At 58.3% G+C, this 20422-nt stretch carries 15 protein-coding genes, 1 tRNA gene and 1 pseudogene; 8 read left to right on the top strand and 9 right to left on the bottom strand.

Annotated elements, in window-relative coordinates; translation table 11 throughout:
• The first annotated feature begins 188 nt into the window (after positions 1–188).
• The 7 genes from fdnG (at position 189) to ACW4DH_RS17795 (ending at position 9560) form a co-directional block, all read left to right on the top strand.
• Complete coding sequence (gene fdnG, locus ACW4DH_RS17765) at positions 189–3269, top strand: formate dehydrogenase-N subunit alpha (RefSeq protein WP_459637777.1); 3081 nt, start codon at positions 189–191, stop codon at positions 3267–3269.
• A 12-nt stretch (positions 3270–3281) separates the two neighbouring features.
• A complete protein-coding gene (gene fdxH, locus ACW4DH_RS17770; protein WP_459637741.1) occupies positions 3282–4238 on the top strand; it encodes a formate dehydrogenase subunit beta in 957 nt (318 codons plus the stop codon).
• Positions 4235–4942, top strand: coding sequence for a formate dehydrogenase subunit gamma (locus tag ACW4DH_RS17775; protein WP_459637742.1), 708 nt, complete (start codon positions 4235–4237; stop codon positions 4940–4942). Before fdxH ends, ACW4DH_RS17775 begins: the two co-directional genes overlap by 4 nt.
• Before the next feature lie 11 nt (positions 4943–4953).
• Complete coding sequence (gene fdhE / locus ACW4DH_RS17780) at positions 4954–5880, top strand: formate dehydrogenase accessory protein FdhE (protein ID WP_459637743.1); 927 nt, start codon at positions 4954–4956, stop codon at positions 5878–5880.
• Positions 5881–6045: 165 nt separating this feature from the next.
• On the top strand, positions 6046–7512 hold the full coding sequence (selA, locus tag ACW4DH_RS17785) for an L-seryl-tRNA(Sec) selenium transferase (RefSeq protein ID WP_459637744.1): 1467 nt from the start codon (positions 6046–6048) through the stop codon (positions 7510–7512).
• On the top strand, positions 7509–9437 hold the full coding sequence (gene selB, locus ACW4DH_RS17790) for a selenocysteine-specific translation elongation factor (RefSeq protein WP_459637745.1): 1929 nt from the start codon (positions 7509–7511) through the stop codon (positions 9435–9437). The genes selA and selB overlap by 4 nt, the downstream gene beginning before the upstream one ends.
• A 27-nt stretch (positions 9438–9464) precedes the next feature.
• Positions 9465–9560: transfer RNA gene (locus ACW4DH_RS17795), tRNA-Sec, on the top strand.
• An 868-nt stretch (positions 9561–10428) separates the two neighbouring features.
• On the opposite strand, the gene ACW4DH_RS17800 is transcribed toward ACW4DH_RS17795, so the two are convergent.
• The 8 genes and pseudogenes from ACW4DH_RS17800 to ACW4DH_RS17835 form a co-directional block, all read right to left on the bottom strand.
• Positions 10429–10644, bottom strand: a complete 216-nt coding sequence (locus tag ACW4DH_RS17800; RefSeq protein ID WP_459637746.1) for a hypothetical protein — start codon at positions 10642–10644, stop codon at positions 10429–10431.
• A gap of 48 nt (positions 10645–10692) precedes the next feature.
• Entirely contained in the window at positions 10693–10908 is a 216-nt protein-coding gene (locus ACW4DH_RS17805) for a hypothetical protein (protein ID WP_459637747.1), read from the bottom strand.
• A gap of 497 nt (positions 10909–11405) precedes the next feature.
• Positions 11406–12584, bottom strand: coding sequence for a vWA domain-containing protein (locus tag ACW4DH_RS17810; protein ID WP_459637748.1), 1179 nt, complete (start codon positions 12582–12584; stop codon positions 11406–11408).
• A 3-nt stretch (positions 12585–12587) separates the two neighbouring features.
• Positions 12588–13430, bottom strand: coding sequence for an AAA family ATPase (locus ACW4DH_RS17815; RefSeq protein ID WP_459637749.1), 843 nt, complete (start codon positions 13428–13430; stop codon positions 12588–12590).
• A 97-nt stretch (positions 13431–13527) separates the two neighbouring features.
• Positions 13528–14457: a GGDEF domain-containing protein gene (locus tag ACW4DH_RS17820; protein ID WP_459637750.1), complete on the bottom strand. Its 930-nt coding sequence runs from the start codon at positions 14455–14457 to the stop codon at positions 13528–13530.
• A gap of 609 nt (positions 14458–15066) precedes the next feature.
• Positions 15067–15798 (bottom strand): Crp/Fnr family transcriptional regulator, encoded by a 732-nt coding sequence (locus tag ACW4DH_RS17825; protein WP_459637751.1) that lies wholly within the window; start codon positions 15796–15798, stop codon positions 15067–15069.
• A 297-nt stretch (positions 15799–16095) separates the two neighbouring features.
• On the bottom strand, positions 16096–16491 hold the full coding sequence (locus ACW4DH_RS17830; protein ID WP_459637752.1) for a hypothetical protein: 396 nt from the start codon (positions 16489–16491) through the stop codon (positions 16096–16098).
• Between the two features lie 165 nt (positions 16492–16656).
• A pseudogene (locus ACW4DH_RS17835) lies at positions 16657–16879 on the bottom strand (IS30 family transposase); the annotation flags it as partial.
• Between the two features lie 421 nt (positions 16880–17300).
• On the opposite strand from ACW4DH_RS17835, the gene ACW4DH_RS17840 reads away from it, so the two are divergent.
• On the top strand, positions 17301–18266 hold the full coding sequence (locus tag ACW4DH_RS17840; RefSeq protein ID WP_459637753.1) for a zinc-binding metallopeptidase family protein: 966 nt from the start codon (positions 17301–17303) through the stop codon (positions 18264–18266).
• 199 nt (positions 18267–18465) lie between these two features.
• Here ACW4DH_RS17840 and ACW4DH_RS17845 read toward each other — a convergent pair whose 3' ends face one another.
• Positions 18466–20265 (bottom strand): ABC transporter transmembrane domain-containing protein, encoded by a 1800-nt coding sequence (locus tag ACW4DH_RS17845; RefSeq protein WP_459637754.1) that lies wholly within the window; start codon positions 20263–20265, stop codon positions 18466–18468.
• Positions 20266–20422 lie beyond the last annotated feature (157 nt).

The following is a 20422-nucleotide window of genomic DNA, read 5'->3' on the forward strand; positions in this document are numbered from 1 at the left end:
CCCTTTTCGCGTTAAACCAAGTTAAGTCAGTAGCTTAGATTGCATATTTTTACGCAAAGAAGACTTTTATGTTTGAAAGCGAGGCGCTACGCTAGGACTATAACTGAAGTTTTATGATGACTAGAGAGCGACGCAAGACTGACAATCGCTCCATCAGGTATCGGGTTGACGAGGAGATACCCATGACACTGCGCGTAACGCGAAGACAGTTTCTCAAACTCGGGGCGGCGGGCATGGCCACGTCCAGCATGGCCATGCTGGGCTTTGCACCAGAACCGGCCGTCGCTTCCATTCGCCATTTCAAGCTCACGGCCGCCAAGGTCACCCGTAACAACTGCACTTACTGTTCGGTCGGTTGCGGGCTGCTGCTGTATAGCCGTGGTGACGGCAGCATCAACTCCATTGATGATATCTACCATGTCGAAGGCGACCCGGATCACCCGGTCAGTCGCGGTTCGCTGTGCCCGAAAGGTGCCGGAATCCTCGATTTCATCAAGAGCGAGTCGCGCCTGTCGCATCCTCAGGTACGCGAGCCGGGCAGCGATGAGTGGAAGGTCATCAGCTGGCAGGAAGCGCTGGGCCGCATCGCACGGCACATGAAAGATGATCGTGACGAGAATTTCGTCACCCATGATCAAGACGGCAACCTGGTGAATCACTGGGTGACGGCCGGCTTCCTGGCGGCGTCGGCATCTTCCAATGAGACGGGATACCTGACGCACAAGGTGATACGCAATCTCGGCATGCTGGCTTTCGATAACCAGGCGCGCGTCTGACACGGACCGACGGTGGCAGGTCTTGCCCCAACTTACGGTCGCGGTGCCATGACCAATCACTGGGTCGACATCCGTAATGCCAATGTCATTCTCTCGATGGGTGGCAACTCCGCCGAAGCGCACCCTGTGGGCTTCCGCTGGGTGATGGAAGCCAAGGAGAAGAATAACGCCAAGCTGATTGCCGTGGATCCGCGCTTTACGCGGACCGGGGCGGTGGCCGATTTTTCTGCCGAGATCCGTACCGGTACGGATATCGTATTTCTGGGCGGGTTGATCAACTATCTGATCGAAACCGACCAGATCCAGCATGAGTATGTACGGGCCTATACCGATGCCAGTCTGATCGTGAGAGAGGATTTTGGCTTCCATGATGGGCTGTTTACCGGATTCAAGCCCGACGTGAATCAGGCCGAAGGTGAGCAGGCCTACGACAAGACGAGCTGGCAGTACGAGCTCGATGAACAGGGCTACGCCAAGCGTGACGATTCCCTGACGCATCCACGCTGTGTCTATCAGTTGATGCGCAAGCATTACAGCCGCTACACCATGGACATGGTGGAAAGCGTTTGTGGTACCCCGCGCAAGAAAGTGCAGCGGGTCTGGGACATGATTGCCGAGACGGCGGTGCCCGGCAAGACCATGACCATTCTGTATGCCTTGGGCTGGACACAACACTCCATCGGCGCCCAGATCATCCGTACCGGAGCCATGGTGCAGTTGTTGTTGGGCAATACCGGCATGCTCGGCGGTGGCGTGAATGCGCTGCGCGGGCACTCCAATATCCAGGGCCTGACGGATCTGGGGCTACTGTCGAATCTATTGCCCGGTTACATGCGGCTGGCATCCGCCGACGAGCAGGATTATGCCGACTACATCCAGACGCGCATCAAGCAACCGATACTGCCCGATGAAGTGTCTTATTGGAGACACTACGAGCGTTTCCACGTCAGCCTGATGAAGTCTTGGTATGGCGACGCGGCGACCCAGGAAAACAACTGGTGTTTTGACTGGTTGCCCAAGCTCGAGCGTCCGCTTTATGACGTGTTGTGGGCCTTCGAGATGATGCATCGAGGCGAGCTCAATGGCTATTTCTGTCAGGGCTTCAACCCGTTGGCATCATTCCCTGACAAGCATAAGGTGTCGGCTTCGCTCGCCAAGTTGAAATATCTGGTCGTCATGGATCCGCTGGCTACGGAAACCAGCGAGTTCTGGATGAATTATGGTGAATACAACGACGTCGATCCCGCGCAGATCCAGACGGAAGTCTTCCGCTTGCCGACGACCTGCTTTGCCGAGGAAAACGGCGCTATTGTCAACAGTGCCCGTTGGCTGCAGTGGCACTGGGCGGCGGCGCCGCCTCCCGGTCAGGCGCGTCCGGACGTCTCCATCATATCGGGACTTTTCCATCGCTTGCAGCATCTGTATCGCGAGGAGGGCGGTGCCTTCCCTGACCCGATACTCAACCTGACCTGGACCTACGACGATCCGGAGGAGCCGCGTCCGGATGAGTTGGCCAAGGAGTACAATGGCCGGGCTTTGACCGATATTCGCGATGCTGATCGCAACATCGTGCAACGCAAGGGCGAGCAGCTTACCGACTTCGGCATGTTGCGTGCCGACGGCAGTACCGCCTGTGGCTGCTGGATCTACTCGGGGGCCTGGACCGAAGCCGGCAACAACATGGACCGGCGCGACAACTCGGACCCGTACAATATCGGCATGACTCTGGGCTGGGCGTGGGCGTGGCCGGTCAATCGGCGCATTCTCTACAATCGCGCCGGTGCGAGGCCCGATGGCTCGCCGTGGGCACCCGAGAAGCGGCTTGTCTGGTGGAACGGTGAGCAATGGGTAGGTGCGGACATTCCGGATTTTCCGGACAATTCGCCGCCTTCAGCCGGCGTCGGCCCGTTCATCATGAATCAGAATGGACTGGGTAAGTTCTTCGGTGAACGCCTGATGGCGGAAGGGCCTTTCCCTGAGCACTACGAACCATTCGAGTCACCCATTGCGGGCAACCCGATGCACCCCGACAATCCGCTGGCCAAGAACAACCCGGCGGCCAGGGTATTCGAGGGCGATCGAGAAAACTTCGGCACGTTCGAGGAGTTTCCTTATGCCGCCACCACATATCGCCTGACGGAGCACTTTCACTTCTGGACGACCCATGCGCACTTGAACGCCATTGCTCAACCTGAAAAGTTCGTCGAGATTGGCACCACGCTGGCAGAGGAGCTGGGCATCAAGATAGGCGACAAGGTGCGGGTATCTTCCAAGCGTGGTTATATCGAAGCGGTGGCAGTAGTCACCAAGCGGATAAGGACGCTTCAGGTCGCGGGCAAGACGGTGCACCAGGTCGGCATCCCGATTCACTGGGGTTTCAAGGGAGTCGCGAAGAAAGGGCACCTGACCAATACGCTGACGCCGGTGGTGGGCGATGCCAACACCCAGACGCCGGAATTCAAGTCGTTTTTGGTCAACGTCGAGAAGGCCTAAGGAGGCGATGCGATGAGAGGCGATCAGATCAACCTTCAGAACATCATTGCGCGCTCCGCCACTACCGCTCCCTCTCCGCAAGAGCGTTCGGATGAAGTGGAGAAAGTGACCAAGCTGATCGACGTATCCAAGTGTATCGGGTGCAAGGCGTGTCAGGTGGCGTGCGCGGAGTGGAACGATCTGCGTGATGATGTGGGTGAATGTGTCGGGGTCTATGACAATCCGTTGGACTTGAGTCCAAATACCTGGACCCTGATGCGTTTCAACGAGATCGAAGACGAGGAGGATAATCTCGAGTGGCTCATCCGTAAGGATGGCTGCATGCATTGCGCGGAGCCGGGCTGTCTTGAGGCCTGCCCGGCCCCTGGCGCAATCGTGCAATACGCCAATGGCATCGTTGATTTCAATTCCGAGCACTGCATCGGTTGCGGCTATTGCGTCGCGGGTTGCCCGTTCAATATTCCGCGCATCTCGGAGAAGGATGAGAAGGCCTATAAGTGCACCTTGTGTTCCGACCGGGTGTATCACGGCCTGGAGCCGGCATGTGCCAAGACCTGTCCGACCGGGGCCATCATGTTCGGCACCAAGGAGGACATGTTGGAGCATGGCGCGATGCGCGTTTCCTATCTCAATGATCGCGGTTATGAAAACGCGGGGATATACAATCCCGCTGGGGTCGGGGGCACGCACGTGGTCTATGTGCTGCAGCATGCGGACAAGCCTGGGCTTTACAATAACTTGCCGGATGATCCACGCATCAGCCCGCTGGTGGACGCCTGGAAGGGGGTTACCAAGCCGTTGATGTCTGCGGCGATCGGCCTCGCCGCCGTCACCGGTTTCTTCCACTATATCGTCAAGGGCCCTAAGGATGAGCCCGAAGATGATCCGGACGAGCGGACAGCTGCAGCGGCGGTCAGGACGGATGAAAAAAGCGCCTCGTCGGCGTCCAGTGAGGAGGATCGCTCATGAGCCACTCCAACACGAGTAAAGGCATTCTTCGCTATACGTGGTGGACGCGTACCAACCACTGGCTCGTGGCGATCAGCTTTGTGCTTCTGGTGCTTAGCGGTCTATCACTGTTCCATCCGGTTTTCTGGCCATTCACCGGGTTGTTTGGTGGGCCCATATCGACGCGTTTCATCCATCCCTGGATCGGTGTCTTCATGGCACTATTTTTCATGGCGCTGGCGGCACAGCTCTTCAAGGAGAGCTTTATCAAGCGCCACGACATTCAGTGGATGAAACAGATCGGCGATGTGCTCAGCAATCGTGACGAGCGTCTGCCGCCGGTGGGTAAGAACAATGCCGGCCAGAAGATGGTCTACTGGATCATGCTGCTGTGCGTGCCGGTGCTGCTGGTGTCGGGAATCATCATCTGGCGTCCCTACTTTGCGCCGGACATGCCTCGGTTACTGCTGCGTGTGGCCGCGCTGGTACATGCTTTTACCGCTTTTCTGGCCATCATCACGCTCATCATTCATATCTACTCGGGGATCTGGGTAAAGGGTTCCATTCGTGCCATGGTGCAAGGGCGGGTCAGCAAGGCCTGGGCCAAGCATCACCATAGCCTCTGGTACGAGGAGGAAATGAAGAAGGAGCGGAACAGGGCTGAATTCGCCGAGCAGGAAGCCCAGCAGGAAGCGGCAGCCAAGCAACAACGGCAGACGCCGTAACAGGAGGCGAAGTGAGTCATTCTTACGGTAGTACGCCGGTGGGCATCATGGACCCACCGGCGGTCGTTCTGCCTGATCCGGGTATCTTCAGCGAACGCGCCAAGCGGCTGGGGGAGCTGTCGGAACTCGTTGCGCCCATGGGCGAGTTTCTAAGTTTCATGGCACGCTTGGTCCAGGCGCAGCACCAAGTCCTGGAAAGTCGACAGGCTCCTTGGTTGCCGGCTACGGAAGCTTTCGATCTGGCCCTGGAGCACGGTATGGCTCCGTTGGGCATTCATGCCCTGCGTCGCGATATCGATTGGCAGGCGGAATTGTCAGGAATTCTGGATGCTCTGGAGCTGCATGTCGGCGAGACTCAGCGACCGCTGCTGAATCGCCTGCGTGACATGGCAAGTACGGAGCTTGACGGGCTGGCCGACGATATACTGGAAGGGCGTAGCGGGCCTGAAGAGTCCCGTGGTTTGATGCCATTCGTCGCGGCGGCCTTGCAGGTGGCCTGGGTACGCATGACTCGCGTCCTGCCTCGTGCGCCGAAGCGTCCGTCGCGTGACATGCAGGCCTTGTGTCCATGCTGTGGATCGGCCCCCGTGGCGAGTGTGATCGAGATCGAAAGCGACCGCAGTGGGGCGCGCTATCTGCAGTGTGGCTTGTGCGCGACGCAGTGGTATCTGGAGCGCGCCAAGTGCAGCGTCTGCGACAAGAGTGGCAAGCTCAATTATCTGAATATCGAAGATGAGACGGGAGAGCCGGTATTGCCCATGCAGGCGGAGACCTGCGGTGATTGCAATAGCTATCTCAAAATCGTTTCTCGCGAATGGAACGCCGGTGTGGAACCTCTCGCGGATGATTTGGCCAGCCTTGCTCTTGATCTGATGCTTAGCGAAGAAGGGAAATACCAGCGTAGTGGCTTTAACCCTCTGCTCATTGTGGGAGAATAACGCCTCAGTATAGCGTGACGAGTTCAAGCCGGAATGACGAGCGAGACAGCGCCAGGCGCTGTCTCGCTTTTTTCCGTCTGGGGCAGCATGTCCCGGCAAACACGTGACGTCCCATACCGATCCATGGTATGTCCTTCTCTCAGCAATGACCGCTCTTGAGGTGACATGAACGATAAGCCCAAAGCCGACTTACGCCGCCGGCTGCCTTCCGTGGATGCGTTATTGGCAAACCCGCTTCTGCAGGATGCTCGGGCACAACATGGCCGGCGCCTGCTGCTACGTGCCGTACGCGAGACGCTGGATACCGAGCGCTCACGCTTGGCGGATGGTGATGCCGGCACGGATGCAACGCTACCTTCCGAGAAGAGCCTCGCCAGGCGCTGTCTCGAGGTTCTGATCGAACTGACCCGACCGCGTGCACGAGCGGTCTTCAACCTGACCGGTACGGTCATTCACACCAATCTCGGCCGCGCGCCGCTTGCCGAGGCGGCCATCGATGCGCTCACCCGCGCGGCACGCTATCCCATTGCCCTGGAGTACGATCTGGACAGCGGTCGCCGGGGCGATCGTGACAGTCTGGTTGAAAGCCTGCTCTGCGAGCTGACCGGTGCCGAAGCTGCGACGGTGGTCAACAACAATGCCGCGGCGGTGGTCTTGGCCCTCGGGGCTCTCGGGGCGGGGCGCGAGGCGATAATCTCACGTGGCGAACTGATCGAGATCGGGGGCGCCTTTCGCATGCCGGACATCATGATGGCGGCCGGGTGCCGGCTACGCGAGGTAGGGGCTACCAACCGTACCCATGCGCGGGATTACGAGCATGCACTAGGCGAGGAAACGGGGCTGATCGTCAAGGCCCATACCTCGAACTACGCGATTACCGGATTTACCAAATCCGTCCCCGAGAAACAGCTTGCCGCTATCGCTCACGCGCATGGGGTGCCGCTGATCATCGATCTCGGCAGTGGGGCATTGACCGACCTCGCCGAGCTGGGGCTGCCCTACGAGTCACTACCTCGTAACGCCATCGCGGATGGTGCCGATGTGGTGACCTTTAGCGGTGACAAACTTCTCGGCGGACCCCAGGCCGGGATCATCGTCGGCAAGCGTGAACTCATTGAGCGAATCAAGCGCCATCCGCTCAAACGCGCGTTGCGGCTCGACAAGCTGATGCTGGCCGCGCTGGAAGCGACACTGCGTATTTACCGCAACAGCGATGCTCCCGAACGGGACATTCCTACCCTGGCGCTGATGACGCGTTCACAGGATGCGATTCAGGCTACCGGCGAACGTCTGCTAGTGACCAGCCGGGAGTTGCTGCGCGATTTCGATGTAACGCTGGAGGATTGCATGAGCCAACTCGGCAGCGGCGCGCTGCCGGTAGATCGCTTGCCCAGTCGGGCTCTGGTCTGGCGCCCGCGGGCAGCAGATCGACATCAGCGGGAAAAGAGACTTCAGCAGCTGGAAGAGGCGTTTCGCCGCTTACCGCGACCGGTTATCGGCCGCCTGAGTGACGGAGCGCTGCGCCTCGATCTGCGCTGTCTGGCCGGCGATGCGGAAGAGGGTGCCTTTATCATGCAACTCGGCGAGCTCAACCAGCACTTCGATCAAGCGGGGGACGAGACGACGTCATGATTGTCGGAACCGCGGGCCATGTCGACCATGGCAAGACCGCCCTGATTCAGCGCCTGACCGGTATCGATACCGACCGGCTCAAGGAGGAGAAAGCGCGGGGGCTGACCATCGAGGCCGGCTATGCCTATCCAGATATCGACGCGGATATCGATCTGGGATTTGTCGACGTGCCCGGTCATGAACGGTTTATCGCCAATATGTTGGCCGGCAGTGCCGGAATCGACACGGTACTGTTGGTGGTGGCGGCCGATGATGGCGTGATGCCCCAGACCATAGAGCATGTCCAGATTCTCAAGCTGCTCGGTCTTGCCCATGGAATGGTGGCCATGACCAAGTGCGATCTGGTCGATGCAGCGCGTCGCCAGGCCGTTAAACAGGAAATCGCCACGCTGCTTGCCGAAACGCCTTTGGCGGGAGCCGAGACTTTCGAGGTGTCAAGCCGCAGTGGTGAAGGGGTTGCAGCGCTACGCGAGCATCTCTGGGCCTTGGCCGCGCGTCAGCATGAAACACCGGCGATGGGGCATTTTCGTCTGGCGGTCGATCGCGCTTTCACCAAAGCCGGCGCAGGCCTGGTGGTCACCGGTACCGTAGTGAGCGGCGTGCTGGAAGAGGGCGAGACGGTACATCTGTTTCCTTCGGGACTCAAGGCGCGTGCCCGTGGTTTGAGAAGACAGAATCGCGCGAGTCGGTTCTCTCGCCAGGGCGACCGCCTAGCGCTCAATCTCGCCGGTTCGGGGATCGACCGTGAGGTAATCGGCAGAGGCGGATGGGTCGTGGCGGATGCGCTGGCAACACCGGAACGGCAGCGCCTGGATATCTCTCTCGAATTGCTGGATACCGCCGCGAGATTGAAACACTGGTCCCCGGTGCACATTCACCTGGGCGCCACTCACGTCACCGGACATGTCTCGCTGCTGGAAGGGCAACGTCTTGCCCCGGGTGGGCGCATGCTGGGCCAACTGGTGCTGGATGCGCCGGTCCATGCCTGTCTGGGCGATCGCATCGTGCTACGCGATCACGGTGCCCAATCCACCCTGGGAGGAGGAGTGGTGCTCGATGGCACGCCTCCGCGCCGCGGCCAGCGAGCCCCCAAGCGCCTGGCCTGGCTTGGGGCACTGCGCGACAGCGTTCTCGCAGGGGCGCCTTACGATCTGCAACGCCCGCTCGAGGCGGCGCTCGAGCTACGCCCCGAGGGGCTGGATCTGACGGCCTTTGCCCATAACGCCAATCGTGACATTGATTCACTCGCCGGCCTCGTCGAGGCCTTGGGAGGCAAGGTCGTCACGGTTCAGGGGGAAACACGCGCCTTCTCACGACCGGCGCTCGAGGCACTGGAAACTCGCATATTGGCCATTATCGCATCCAATCACGAACGTGAGCCGGCGATGCTGGGTACCGAGCGTGAGCGTCTGCGTCGCCAGGTCATGCCGGGGTTGCCGAGCAATCTGTTTCGTCCCCTGCTGAATGGGGTGATCAGGAAGGGCAAGGTCGAACAGCACGGGGCCTTCCTGGCCCTACCGGGGCATCAAGCCAACCTCGATGAGGCTGACCGGGCACTTTGGCATGAGCTGCGCCCCTTGCTCGAGGCCAAGCCCTTCGAGCCACCGCGAGTGCGTGATATCGCTGCAGCCAAAGGGCTGGACGAGCAGCGGATACGCGAAGTGTTGATTGCCAGCGCCCGGCTGGGGGAGGTGTACCATGTTCGACGTGATCACTTCTTCGTGGCCTCCGCCATACGCGATATGGCCGCGATCGTTGAAGAACTGACAGAGACGCAGGGCGCCGCGCGGGCAGCGAATTTTCGTGATCGAATCGACACCGGGCGAAAATTGGCCATACAAATCCTTGAATTCTTTGATAGACTTGGCTTTACGCGCCGCGTACAGGATGACCATGTCATTCGTCGTACGGATATGTGGTCCTGAGGCCTCATCAGGCCCACATGACGCAAGGGAAGAGCATCGACCCCCGGTGGGGCGGCCAGACTTCAAATCTGGCAGGGGCTGCCAGCGGTCCCTGGTGGGTTCGACTCCCACGCTCTTCCGCCATCCCGCGCCACGCCTGATTCCCCGCCATATTCGCACTTCCTTGTGATCCACTCCCTAAAGCTACTGTTTTTACCGGGGTCGCTCTGGGGTCACCTCCGCCTAGTTTTAATTCGGTACGCTCGCTTCGGTATGCTTGTTTTCCCATTAGCCGCTTAACTACAAGAATATCTCGCTGAACTTCGGGTCATTGTAATGCTTTGCGAAAATATGCCGTTACGTTGCGCGTGTGGCAATCGCCGTCTCATGATTCCCAATGAAATCAGAGAGGGCGTATATGTCACATGCGCCCAGTGTGGCGCCTCGGTATGCCATATCGATCATCTGCAGACACTGCTGGATGAGGTGGCGGCAAGAACTCCAGACCGGCCTGCTTCCTAAGCGGTTGCCGTCCATCATGCCATCGCGATTGTTACGCAATGGCCGAGTCGGTTCGTCTATGAATCGATGCTCGGCCGATGGCGTTATTTTTCGTGGGATTCTTCGTTTCAAACGCCTCTGACTTGCGGTGCGCCAAGTCGCGCTTTTCCGATTCGAGGCAAGACCAAGCGTGCATGCTTGTGGGCGGCTAGTGGGTATGCTCCTGAGGCGTCATGGAGTAGCAAAGAAATTTCATACTCTTACATCAAGAAACCCTTATGGCGTGTCCTGATAACTTTTGTTAGTATTTTTGTTGCGTGTTGTTACAACATGTCCGATAAAAACACAAAAGCGTACCAGGGGTCATCATGAAGGTTATCGTCGATCTTTTGCCGATTGCAGTCCTGACAGCCGCAACCGTCATGCATTGGGGCGGGATATTCAGCTGATATGAACACTCTTTAGCGTATCGACTGTAGGTCACAGGCGCTCCAGGGAGCGCCGCCCTACATTAACCGGTTGCCGGGTCATCCTTGGGTACGTCCGGGTCATCCACGCCTTTCTCATCGGCGATCCCTTCAAGCTTTTCAGCACGCATTTTAGCTTCCGTTTCCGTGTCGAATATCCCGATGCTGCCGCCAGTATCGGGGTCGTAAACTTCGTACTGCGGGGCTGAGCCGTTTTGGGGATTGCTGATCTTGCGTATTGCATATGGGTACTCTGGCATGCCGTCGTCTCCAATCTGAAATAGAATTTATCCCTACAGACAAGCTCCCTAGCTGACGTTGGAGTCATCTCGGGGTACGTCGGCGTCCTGGTTGAGCGTTTCGACATCGATCGATCTCATCTGGCTGGCTCGGCTGTCAGCCTCGGATTTGGTGTCGTAGATGCCGATGCTGATACCGGTGTCAGTATCGAAGACCTCGTAGCGAGGCGCTAAGCCGTCACCTGAATCGCTTATTTCCCGCACCTCGATGGTCTGCTCTGCCATGATGATCGACTCCTTTCGAACCTTGCGTGTGTCATCAGGGTAGTCAATTCGCCGGGCTGGAGCATAACGTAACCGAGACGTCGGCAGGATGTGGCCTGACGGTTCGGCTTCTCACTACCTAGTAGCAGATCGATAATGTCGGGCTCTGGAGCTGGATACTCAATTTAACGCAATGGAACCAAACTACCTTTGCTCTGTTCGAACGAGGCGGCTAATGTCAAATTGTGCGGTAAGCAGCGGCCAAGGAAGGTCGCCAGTGCAAGGAAGTGCGCGATCAGGACGATCGGGGCTCAGGGAAGGAGGCATAAACGGCGGGACGCCATCAATGCCAAGGAACCTGGAGACTTACCGCAGCACTTGAATTGTTTATGGGCCCGGCCATTGTGCCGGGCCTTTTTTATGTCGCCGGATGTTTTCCCCTCCTGGGGCTCTCCCGAGAGAAGGCAAGTGGAAAGAAGGCAGGCGGATAAATCTCATAGTGTGACAATGACACAACATCAGCGGACCAGTTCACGTATGCCGGCATCCAGCCCCTGCAGGGTCAACGGATACATGCGAGCCTGTATCAGGTCCTGAATCATCTGCGTGGAGGTCGTATGGTTCCATGCCCGTTGCGGCATGGGATTGAGCCATATGAGACGTTGGAACTTATCGACAAAGCGCGTCAGCCAAAGGTGGCCGGCCTCGTCGTTGAAGTGTTCGACGCTACCGCCCGGATGACTGATCTCGTAAGGCGACATTGCCGCATCGCCAACGAACACGACTTTATAATCGGCACCGAAGGTCCGCAGTACCTCCCAGGTGTCGATGCGTTCCTTGCCCCGGCGGGCATTGTCCTTCCATAGCCCTTCATAAACACAGTTATGGAAATAGAAGTGTTCCAGGTGCTTGAACTCGCTTCGGCAGGCTGAAAACAGCTCCTCGCATACCTGAATGTGATCATCCATGGAGCCGCCCACGTCGAGCAACAACAACAGCTTGACGGCATTGTGGCGCTCCGGGCGCATCCGAATATTAAGCAGGCCACCATCGCGTGCGGTAGACGCGATAGTATTTTCCAGATCGAACTCTTCCGCCGCCCCCTGGCGGGCAAACTTGCGCAGGCGGCGTAACGCTACTTTCATGTTACGAGTGCCGAGTTCCTGGGTATCGTCGTAGTCCCGATATTGTCGTTCGTCCCATACCTTGATGGCCCGGCGGTGGCGCGACCCCTCCTGACCGATACGGATGCCCTCGGGATTGTAGCCGTAGGCGCCAAAGGGGCTGGTGCCGCCAGTGCCGATCCACTTGTTGCCACCTGCGTGGCGCTCCTTTTGTTCCTCCAGGCGCTTCTTGAAGGTATCGATCAATGCCTCGAGCCCGCCCAGCGATTCTATCTTGGCCTTCTCTTCCTCGCTCAGCCAGCGCTCGAACTCGCGGCGCAGCCAATCGTCGGGAATCAATGCCTCGATAGCCGCGTCGACATTCTCGAGACCCTCGAACCAGGCGGCAAAAGCCCGATCGAAACGATCGTAGTGGCGCTCGTCCTTGACCATTATCGTGCGCGCAAGACGATAGACGTCTTCCATGTCGGCGAACACCACGCCACGCTCCACCGCGGCGTGTAGATCCAGCAGTTCTCGCAGCGTGACGGGAATGTCGGCTCGCTTTAGGGTGTCGAACAGGCCGAGAAACATCGCTTAACGTCCCCGACGGATCATGAACGCCAGGCGCTCAAGCAACTGGGTATCCTGTTCATTCTTGATCAGCGCGCCGGCCAGGGGCGGAAGCGCTCGGCTGGGATCGCGGGAATGCAGCGCCTCCTGAGCGAGCTTGTCGGCCATCAGCAGTTTCAGCCAATCGACGATTTCCGAGGTGGACGGCTTCTTTTTCAGTCCCGGCGTCTGGCGCAAGTCGAAAAATACTTCCAAGGCTCGCGACACCAACCGGGCCTCTATGTCGGGGAAGTGCACGTCGATGATGCGCTGCAGGGTCTCGCGGTCGGGAAAATCGATATAGTGGAAGAAACAGCGACGCAGAAAGGCGTCGGGCAACTCCTTTTCATTATTGGAGGTGATGAGAATGATCGGGCGGTGACGGGCCTTGATGGTCTCGTCGGTCTCGTAGACATAGAACTCCATTCGATCCAGCTCCTGGAGCAGGTCGTTGGGAAATTCGATGTCCGCCTTGTCGATCTCATCGATCAGCAGGACGACGCGTTCCTCGGACTCGAAAGCCTCCCACAGCTTGCCTTTGCGCAGATAGTTGCGGACATCATGTACGCCTTCCACCCCGAGTTGGGAATCACGCAGCCGGCTGACGGCATCGTATTCGTAGAGCCCTTGATGCGCCTTGGTGGTGGACTTGATATGCCAGGTAATCAATCGGGCGCCCAAGGAGTTCGACAGTTCCTCGGCGAGCAGGGTCTTGCCGGTACCCGGCTCGCCCTTGACCAGCAGGGGGCGTTCCAGCGTGATCGCCGCATTGACCGCAAGCTTCAGCGCCTCGGTGGCGACATAGGTAGACGTACTGTCGAAAGCCATTCGCAGCCTCTTGATACAGGGAAGGATTAAACGAGTGTACGAAAGCTGGCGGGCTTCCTCAATGCGCCAGAAGGTTGAATCGTGACTGGAGGGTGGGTCAGGAAGCCAGCGAGTCCGAGGCTTTCAGCGCCGAGCCCTCGCCTGGGTGGCGGGTGCTGCAGTTGCGCCCCTTGGCCTTGCACTGATAAAGCGCTGCATCGGCACAGGCAATCAGTTGCTCAACATCGATCAAGGTTCCGGCACTGGCGGTAGCGACGCCAATGCTGACGGTTACCACCTCCGCGGTAGGGGATTTGACGTGGGGAATGCCGACTGCCTGCAACATGCTGCGCATTGCCTCGGCCATACGCATGGCTTCGTTTATATCGCTATCGAGCAGCACCACGAGAAATTCCTCACCGCCCAGACGAATCACGATATCGGTTTCACGACGAAAGCTGTCACGCAACACATTGGCAATCTCGATCAGGCATTCGTCACCTGCGAGGTGTCCATAATAATCGTTGTAGCATTTGAAGTGATCGACATCGATCATCAGCGCGGACAAAGGGGCCAGGCGTCGACGGCTGAGAGGAAGCGCGGCGTCGAGACGCTGCTCCAACTGACGGCGATTTCCCAGACCGGTGAGGGGATCGTTGAGTGACTGCTCAAGCAACTGCTTGTTCTGCTCCCGCAGGGTTGTCAGCAATCGCTGGATTTCGTCGGTGAGCTGGGTGAGATCGTCCTGACGTTTGAGCAACGATGCAGGCGGGTTCACGTAATCTCCCCGGTGCTGACTCTTTACGTAGTCGACGAGTTTATGCAGCGGCTGTGTGAAACAGTGCTGCAGCAGCTGAATACTTAAGCCCAAGGTGGCAATCAATATTCCTATGGCGAGGCTCAAGCGCGTTGCCGGGGCGGAAGCCGCCCAAAGCGTCGCAGAGGGGGATGCAAGCCACCAGAGCAACACGCCGGCGACCACTAGCAGGCCACTGAAGGCGGGCAGAAAGCGCCGATAAAACAAGGAGCTGATTCGTAGGAGCTGCATGGCTTACCACTCACTTGGACGTGAGCCGCTTGGGAGTGAGCCGCTTGGCGATGACACTATGGTATAGAGCCAAGCCGGCCGAGCGTATTAACAGGTTCGTTGATACGTATAATCTAGGTTATCGGCTCGACGCGGGACAGCTTGAATTCGGCCTTGCCTGCTCTGGGGCATTCGTTTGCGGCTTGATGATCCGGATAATGCATAGTTAACGTCTACGTTCTGTCTGAAAAGTCGGCCCGCATACAACGCTCGATGCTGGGCAGGCCAGCGCCACCATGGCCCGGTAGCTACTGACCAGCTTGTCATAACGCGTACAGAGGCGGCGTTTTTCCTTCAGCCGACTGACAGGCGCTCCGCAACATTGCGCTGACGACACTTTGGCCGATCGAATTGATGAGGTAGGCCACGCCGCGGGCGGCGGTATATTCGTCGATGCCAAATAGTCATCTTGCAATGCCTGCCATAACAACTCCTCCAAACCTGATGGAGGAAGATTAGCAGGCATTATTTCAGACAAAACGTAGCGCCTCGTTTGGCTCAAGCAAAAAAGCTTGGTCGGAGAGGGACAGGCTTTTCTTCGTCCACGGCTGTTAAGCGTGAGAGCCCGTGTCAGGTGGGATTTTCAATATCCTGCTCTGTTAAATGCATATACCCCGGATCGAACTCGGCAAACGCCTTCAGCCGGTCCCAGTCGGTGAAGGTCATGCGCTTATGATGAAAAGCGAGCATTTCGTCCTCTCGCAGCCTCTGGAGAACTCGATTGACATGCACATTCGTAACCCCCATGGCATCCGCCAAGTCCTGCTGAGTCAGCGGAAACTCAATGTTTGATTCCTGCGTGAGGCCGGCGGCACGGTGACGCATCAGCATTTCGCAGCACAAATGAGCGAGCCGCTTATCGGCTGGCCGGGAGGTATTATTGACGAACCATTCGCGCTGTATGGACTCCTCAACTAGCGCTGCCCAAAAAAGGCCATAAGCGAGTGAAGTATGATTCTCAAAAATATGCGTGATCGTTTCGCGGGGGATGAGGGCAAATTTGGCGGGCGACAAGGTCATGACCGAATGATCCATATGATCGAGCAGCGCGACATGCACGTCTACCATATCACCGGGAACCAGAAAGCCTAGAATGGCACGCTTGCCCTCTTCGACATACTTGTAGCGGCAAGCCCACCCCTCGATCACGACATGCACGTGATCAGGCCGCTCATTATCGCTAATGATTTTCTGATTTCTTTCGAACTCTACTACCTGGGTAACTGAATCTCGCAATGCCTGTTTATCTTCATCCGACAGCCTCAGATAATTATTGAGCCTGTAAATCAGCGCCTCGATCAAGCCAACCCCCTTTATCTGAAGCTTCTTTGAAAATCGCTTAAGCAGCCACGATCTACGATCAACCGCTTGTCATTCGGATTATGCTGGGCACCCTGCGGTACGCCAGGCCCTGCATCACGTTCACGAGTAAAGCTAGTGAACCCTTGCAAGCACCTTAACTCAGTTTAGCTATACACCAAAATCTCGCCACAGGCTTACTGAGCCACCGAGGGTTCAGAACCAAGAAGGCGCGACAGAAGCCTGGGAATGGCAAGAAGCCCAGTGCCGGGTTTGGTTAAGGGAGGCCCGCCATGAGATTCAGGGAAAGCTGAAGATCACTTCGCCCCGTTGGATAACCGCCCAAGGCGGGAAATGGGAGTAAATCTTGCACAGCGCTAACACTTCTTCGAGTGTGACGCTGTCGTATTGCTCTCTAAGCCGAAAGAACATGGAGTTTGCCACCAGCTCTTGGAAATTTTCTTCTAAATATTTTGACAGTTCTTCCTCTTGAACGGAGCGGTTTGCAAACGCATCATCTAGAAGCTCGTTAACGTATAGCTTGAACAGGACATCTTGGCAGTACCCAAAAACCTCTGGCGCTTCGAATAAGTGCTCGTCTGATCCCAGCCCTACGGCATTTTTCATATCGAAAACAACAATGTAACTATTATCGTATGCCTTCCGGTTTAAGCTGTCTGGCTCCAATGCATCCATGCAATTACTCCAACAAACAAAGGGACTTATTGCCACTAATATCGCAGGCTCGTTAAGCTCCCCCGATTCTCATGATACTTCTAAATTCTAGCCATTTCTTGGCTCCACACCTCGACGATATATAGGGTAGGCTAAATTACGAAGGATTGATGCCCCTAGATTAGGTAAACGAAGCACTAAGTTCGTGTGGCTTTGATGGCTACAGACAGAGAGGTCCGTGCCTTTTGGCAAGTGTTGACGCAGTAGCTCAGTCGTGTTTTCGTTGCAGCCACGCTGCCACAGGTTATATGGATCGGTAAAGTAGATCACGGTGCCGGTCTTCTGGGGTAATCTCGGCATGGCATGCCATTTCTTTACCTTGGTCGTAAATCATCGCCAAGCGCAGCGCCCATGATCAAGTCGCTCTCCCAGTGACCGGACGTTAGGGGGCCTCGATCTCGGGTGGGGCAGGTGAATGCTGACCAAGTCGGCAACTGGCCACGCTGACCTTTTCTAGGGATTGTCTGAAAAGTCCTGATTGCTACGCTATATTCCGGTATGACATGGGAAGCGCGTACGATGGCACCTTCGGCCGGATACTGACCCGACTGCATCTTCGTCTGTGCCAGGACGGGTTTATGGATTCGATAGCTGGGTGGCTGACTCCACTTCCCTATGGGCGACCCGATTCGCAGTTCGACCGGCCGAAGTATCATCGGCGCAATGTCGTGGAACATCTGTTCAGCTGGCTGAAAGGGGTCTTTTGCGGGCTGGCATCTAATGCGACTACCTTCCAGTGTGCCATGCCGCTTTTTCGGAGTCCTTCCTATATGCGCGTCTTTTCTAACCCTGTCGGTTCCGGATCGCTCTGGTTCGATAACCTCACCACAGCCGATGGCACCCCCGTCGCTTACGATCCGCAGGCGCGGGCCTTCCTGCCCACGCCTCCCTTCTGCGCCAACCGCGAGGTCATTGACTGCAACTGGATCGCCCCCGAACAAGGCGCCTTTTGCCAGTCCTGCGCCATGACTGCGCTTGCCCCAGATCCCTCCATTCCCAACGCAATTCCCAACTGGGCACAGACCGAGGCTGCCAAGCGTTGGGCGCTCGACAATCTAGGCCGCTGGCATTGGTTCCGGCCAGAGGATCCGGGCACGCGACCCGTTTTTCACATGCTCGCTGATGGACTGACGCCCGCGCCTATGGGGCATGTCGAGGGCGTGGTGACCATTAGCGTAGCCGAGGCAGATCCCGTTCTGCGCGTTACCCGTCGTCAGGCCTTGGGGGAGCCCTACCGCACCATGATTGGCCATATGCGCCATGAAATCGCGCATATGCTTTGGTGGCGGCTCAGCCTGCGCGCCGATTTCCTCGATGCCTTTCGCGCCACGTTCGGTGACGAGCGCACAGATTACCCCGCCGCGCTCCAGCGACACTACAATGACGGTCCTCCGCCCGATTGGAAGCAGCGCTTCCTGACCACCTACGCCTCTACACATCCGCATGAGGACTGGGCCGAGACCACCGCGCACTTGCTGCATCTGACCGATATTACCGACAGCTTCGTCGCGGCGGGCCTGTCGTCTCCAGAATTACCGAACCCGGGCTGGGACCCGTATGCGGAAACCGATGCCGAGCATCTTATCCATGTGGCTGCCTCCCTCACCGTGGGGGTCAACCACGTCAACCGTTCGATGGGGTTACCGGACCTTTATCCCTTTGTACTGTCGGACGCTGCGCGCCGTAAGCTCGCCTTTGTGCATGAGTGGCTGCGCAGAGGCGCGCAGGGGCGCTGACGCCTGGCTTACGCAGAAACATGATTTACGTTCTGTCTGAAAAGTCGGCCCGCATACAACGCGCAATACGGGCCAGTGTTACCGTGGCCCGGTAATCACTGGCCATTTTGTCGTAACGCGTACAGAGACGGCGTTTTTCCTTCAGCCAACTGACAGACGCCTCACGACATTGCGCTGACGATATCGGACCTCGATCCTTTTAGTCCTGTTTGGCCTGGCGAGACGAACCCTCACCTGTCTGCGGCATCTCGAGATCGAATTGCAGGCTGGCCAAGTGGCGATACAAGGCATTGCTTTCGAGCAACTGGGCATGGGTTCCCATCCCTACGAGTCGTCCCCGCTCGAACACCAGCAAGCGATCGGCGGCCACCACCGTCGCCAGGCGATGGGCGACCACCAGACTGGTGCGGCCGGTCATCAGTCGGTCCAGCGCTTCCTGAACCAGCCGTTCGCTTTCCGCATCCAAGGCGCTGGTGGCTTCGTCGAGCAGCAGCACCCTGGGGTTGCGCAGTAACGCGCGCGCAATCGCCAGTCGTTGGCGCTGGCCTCCCGAAAGCTGGACGCCACCGGGGCCGAGATAGCTGTCGAAGCCGTTGGGCAGCGCCTCGATGAAGTCCAGGGCATTGGCATCGCGAGCCGCAAGACGGACGGCCTCGTCGCTCGCACCGGATGCGCCGTAGCGGATATTGTCGGCTGCCGTGCCGGTGAACAGTATCGGCTCTTGCGCGACCATGCCCATCGACGCGCGTAGCGCCGCCGGATCGAGATCGCGCAAGTCCACGCCATCGAGAGACAGTCTTCCGGCCTGGGGATCGTAGAAGCGCAGCAGTAATTGCAGCAGGGTGCTCTTGCCCGCCCCGGAAGGCCCCACCAGGGCGATACGCTCGCCGGGACGGATATGCAGCGATAACTCTGATAACGCGGGCGTCGCGGGGCGGCTAGGGTAGGCAAACCGCAGATTTTCCACCCGGATTTCACCGCGAGATGGCTGCGGCAGTGGCTTGGGCGAGACGGGGGGCTGAATGACAGGGCGTGCATCCAGCAGTTCCAGCAATCGCTCGGCCGCGCCCGCGGCGCGCTGGACATCGCCTGCGACTTCGGCCAATGCCGCCACTGCACCGGCGGCGAGTACGGCATAAAACATGAAAGCCGACAGCTCGCCGGCGGTCATCGCGCCCGCCAGCACGGCATGCCCCCCTTGCCAGAGCATGACGCCGACCGCAGCGAAGATCATCAACATGGCGATACCGGTCAGCCAAGCACGCTGACGAGTCCGCGCGACAGCCGTGGCAAAGGCGGATTCCGCGTGCCGGGCATAGCGGCGACGGTCGGTCTCTTCGTGTCCGAACGCCTGCAGCGTGCGAATCCCGCTGAGCGCCTCGCTGGCATAACGTCCTAATTCGGCCACTTGATCCTGGCTATGTCGGGAGAGTCGGCGGACCCGTCGCCCGAGCCACAGGATCGGCAATACCGTGGCAGGAATGCCGATCAATGCCAGCGCGCTGAGCCGGGGCTGGGTCACCAGCATCAGCGATACCGCGCCGATGAGCATCAGCAGGTTGCGCAGCGCGACCGACAACGAGGAGCCGAACAGGCTCTGCAGTACGCTGGTATCGGCGGTCAGCCGCGACTGGATTTCGCCGGCGCCGTTGCGCTCGAAGAAGTCGGGCTCCAGCGTCAGCAAATGATCGAATACCTGGCGGCGTAGATCGGCGGCGAGCCGCTCGCCGATCCAGGTCACCAGGTAATAACGCAGCGCTGACGCAACGGCGAGTACCGCGACCACTCCCAGCAGCGCGCCTAGCGCTTGATTGAGATTGGCGGCATCACTCGCCATGAACCCCCGGTCGATGACCAGGCGCAACCCTTGGCCCAGCAGCAGAACACTGCCTGACGCAACCAGCAAGGCGATGCTGGCACTGAACAGACGTAGGCGATAGGGCCGCAGCAGGGAGAGTAGGCGCAGCAGAACGCGCGGGTTTCGGCGGGATTGAGGCATTGGTCACTCATGTATGGGGAGTGGGGACATCGGTTATCTGCAACGTGACGCGCTGACCTCTGAGGATAACCGATATGTCGGCGACGTGAGCCCAGGATGGCGTGGTTTTCCGAGACATCCCGCGGCGGAGGCTGGCGGCTTGGTTAGCGACCGTCTA

The organism is Halomonas sp. WWR20, assembly GCF_054602495.1.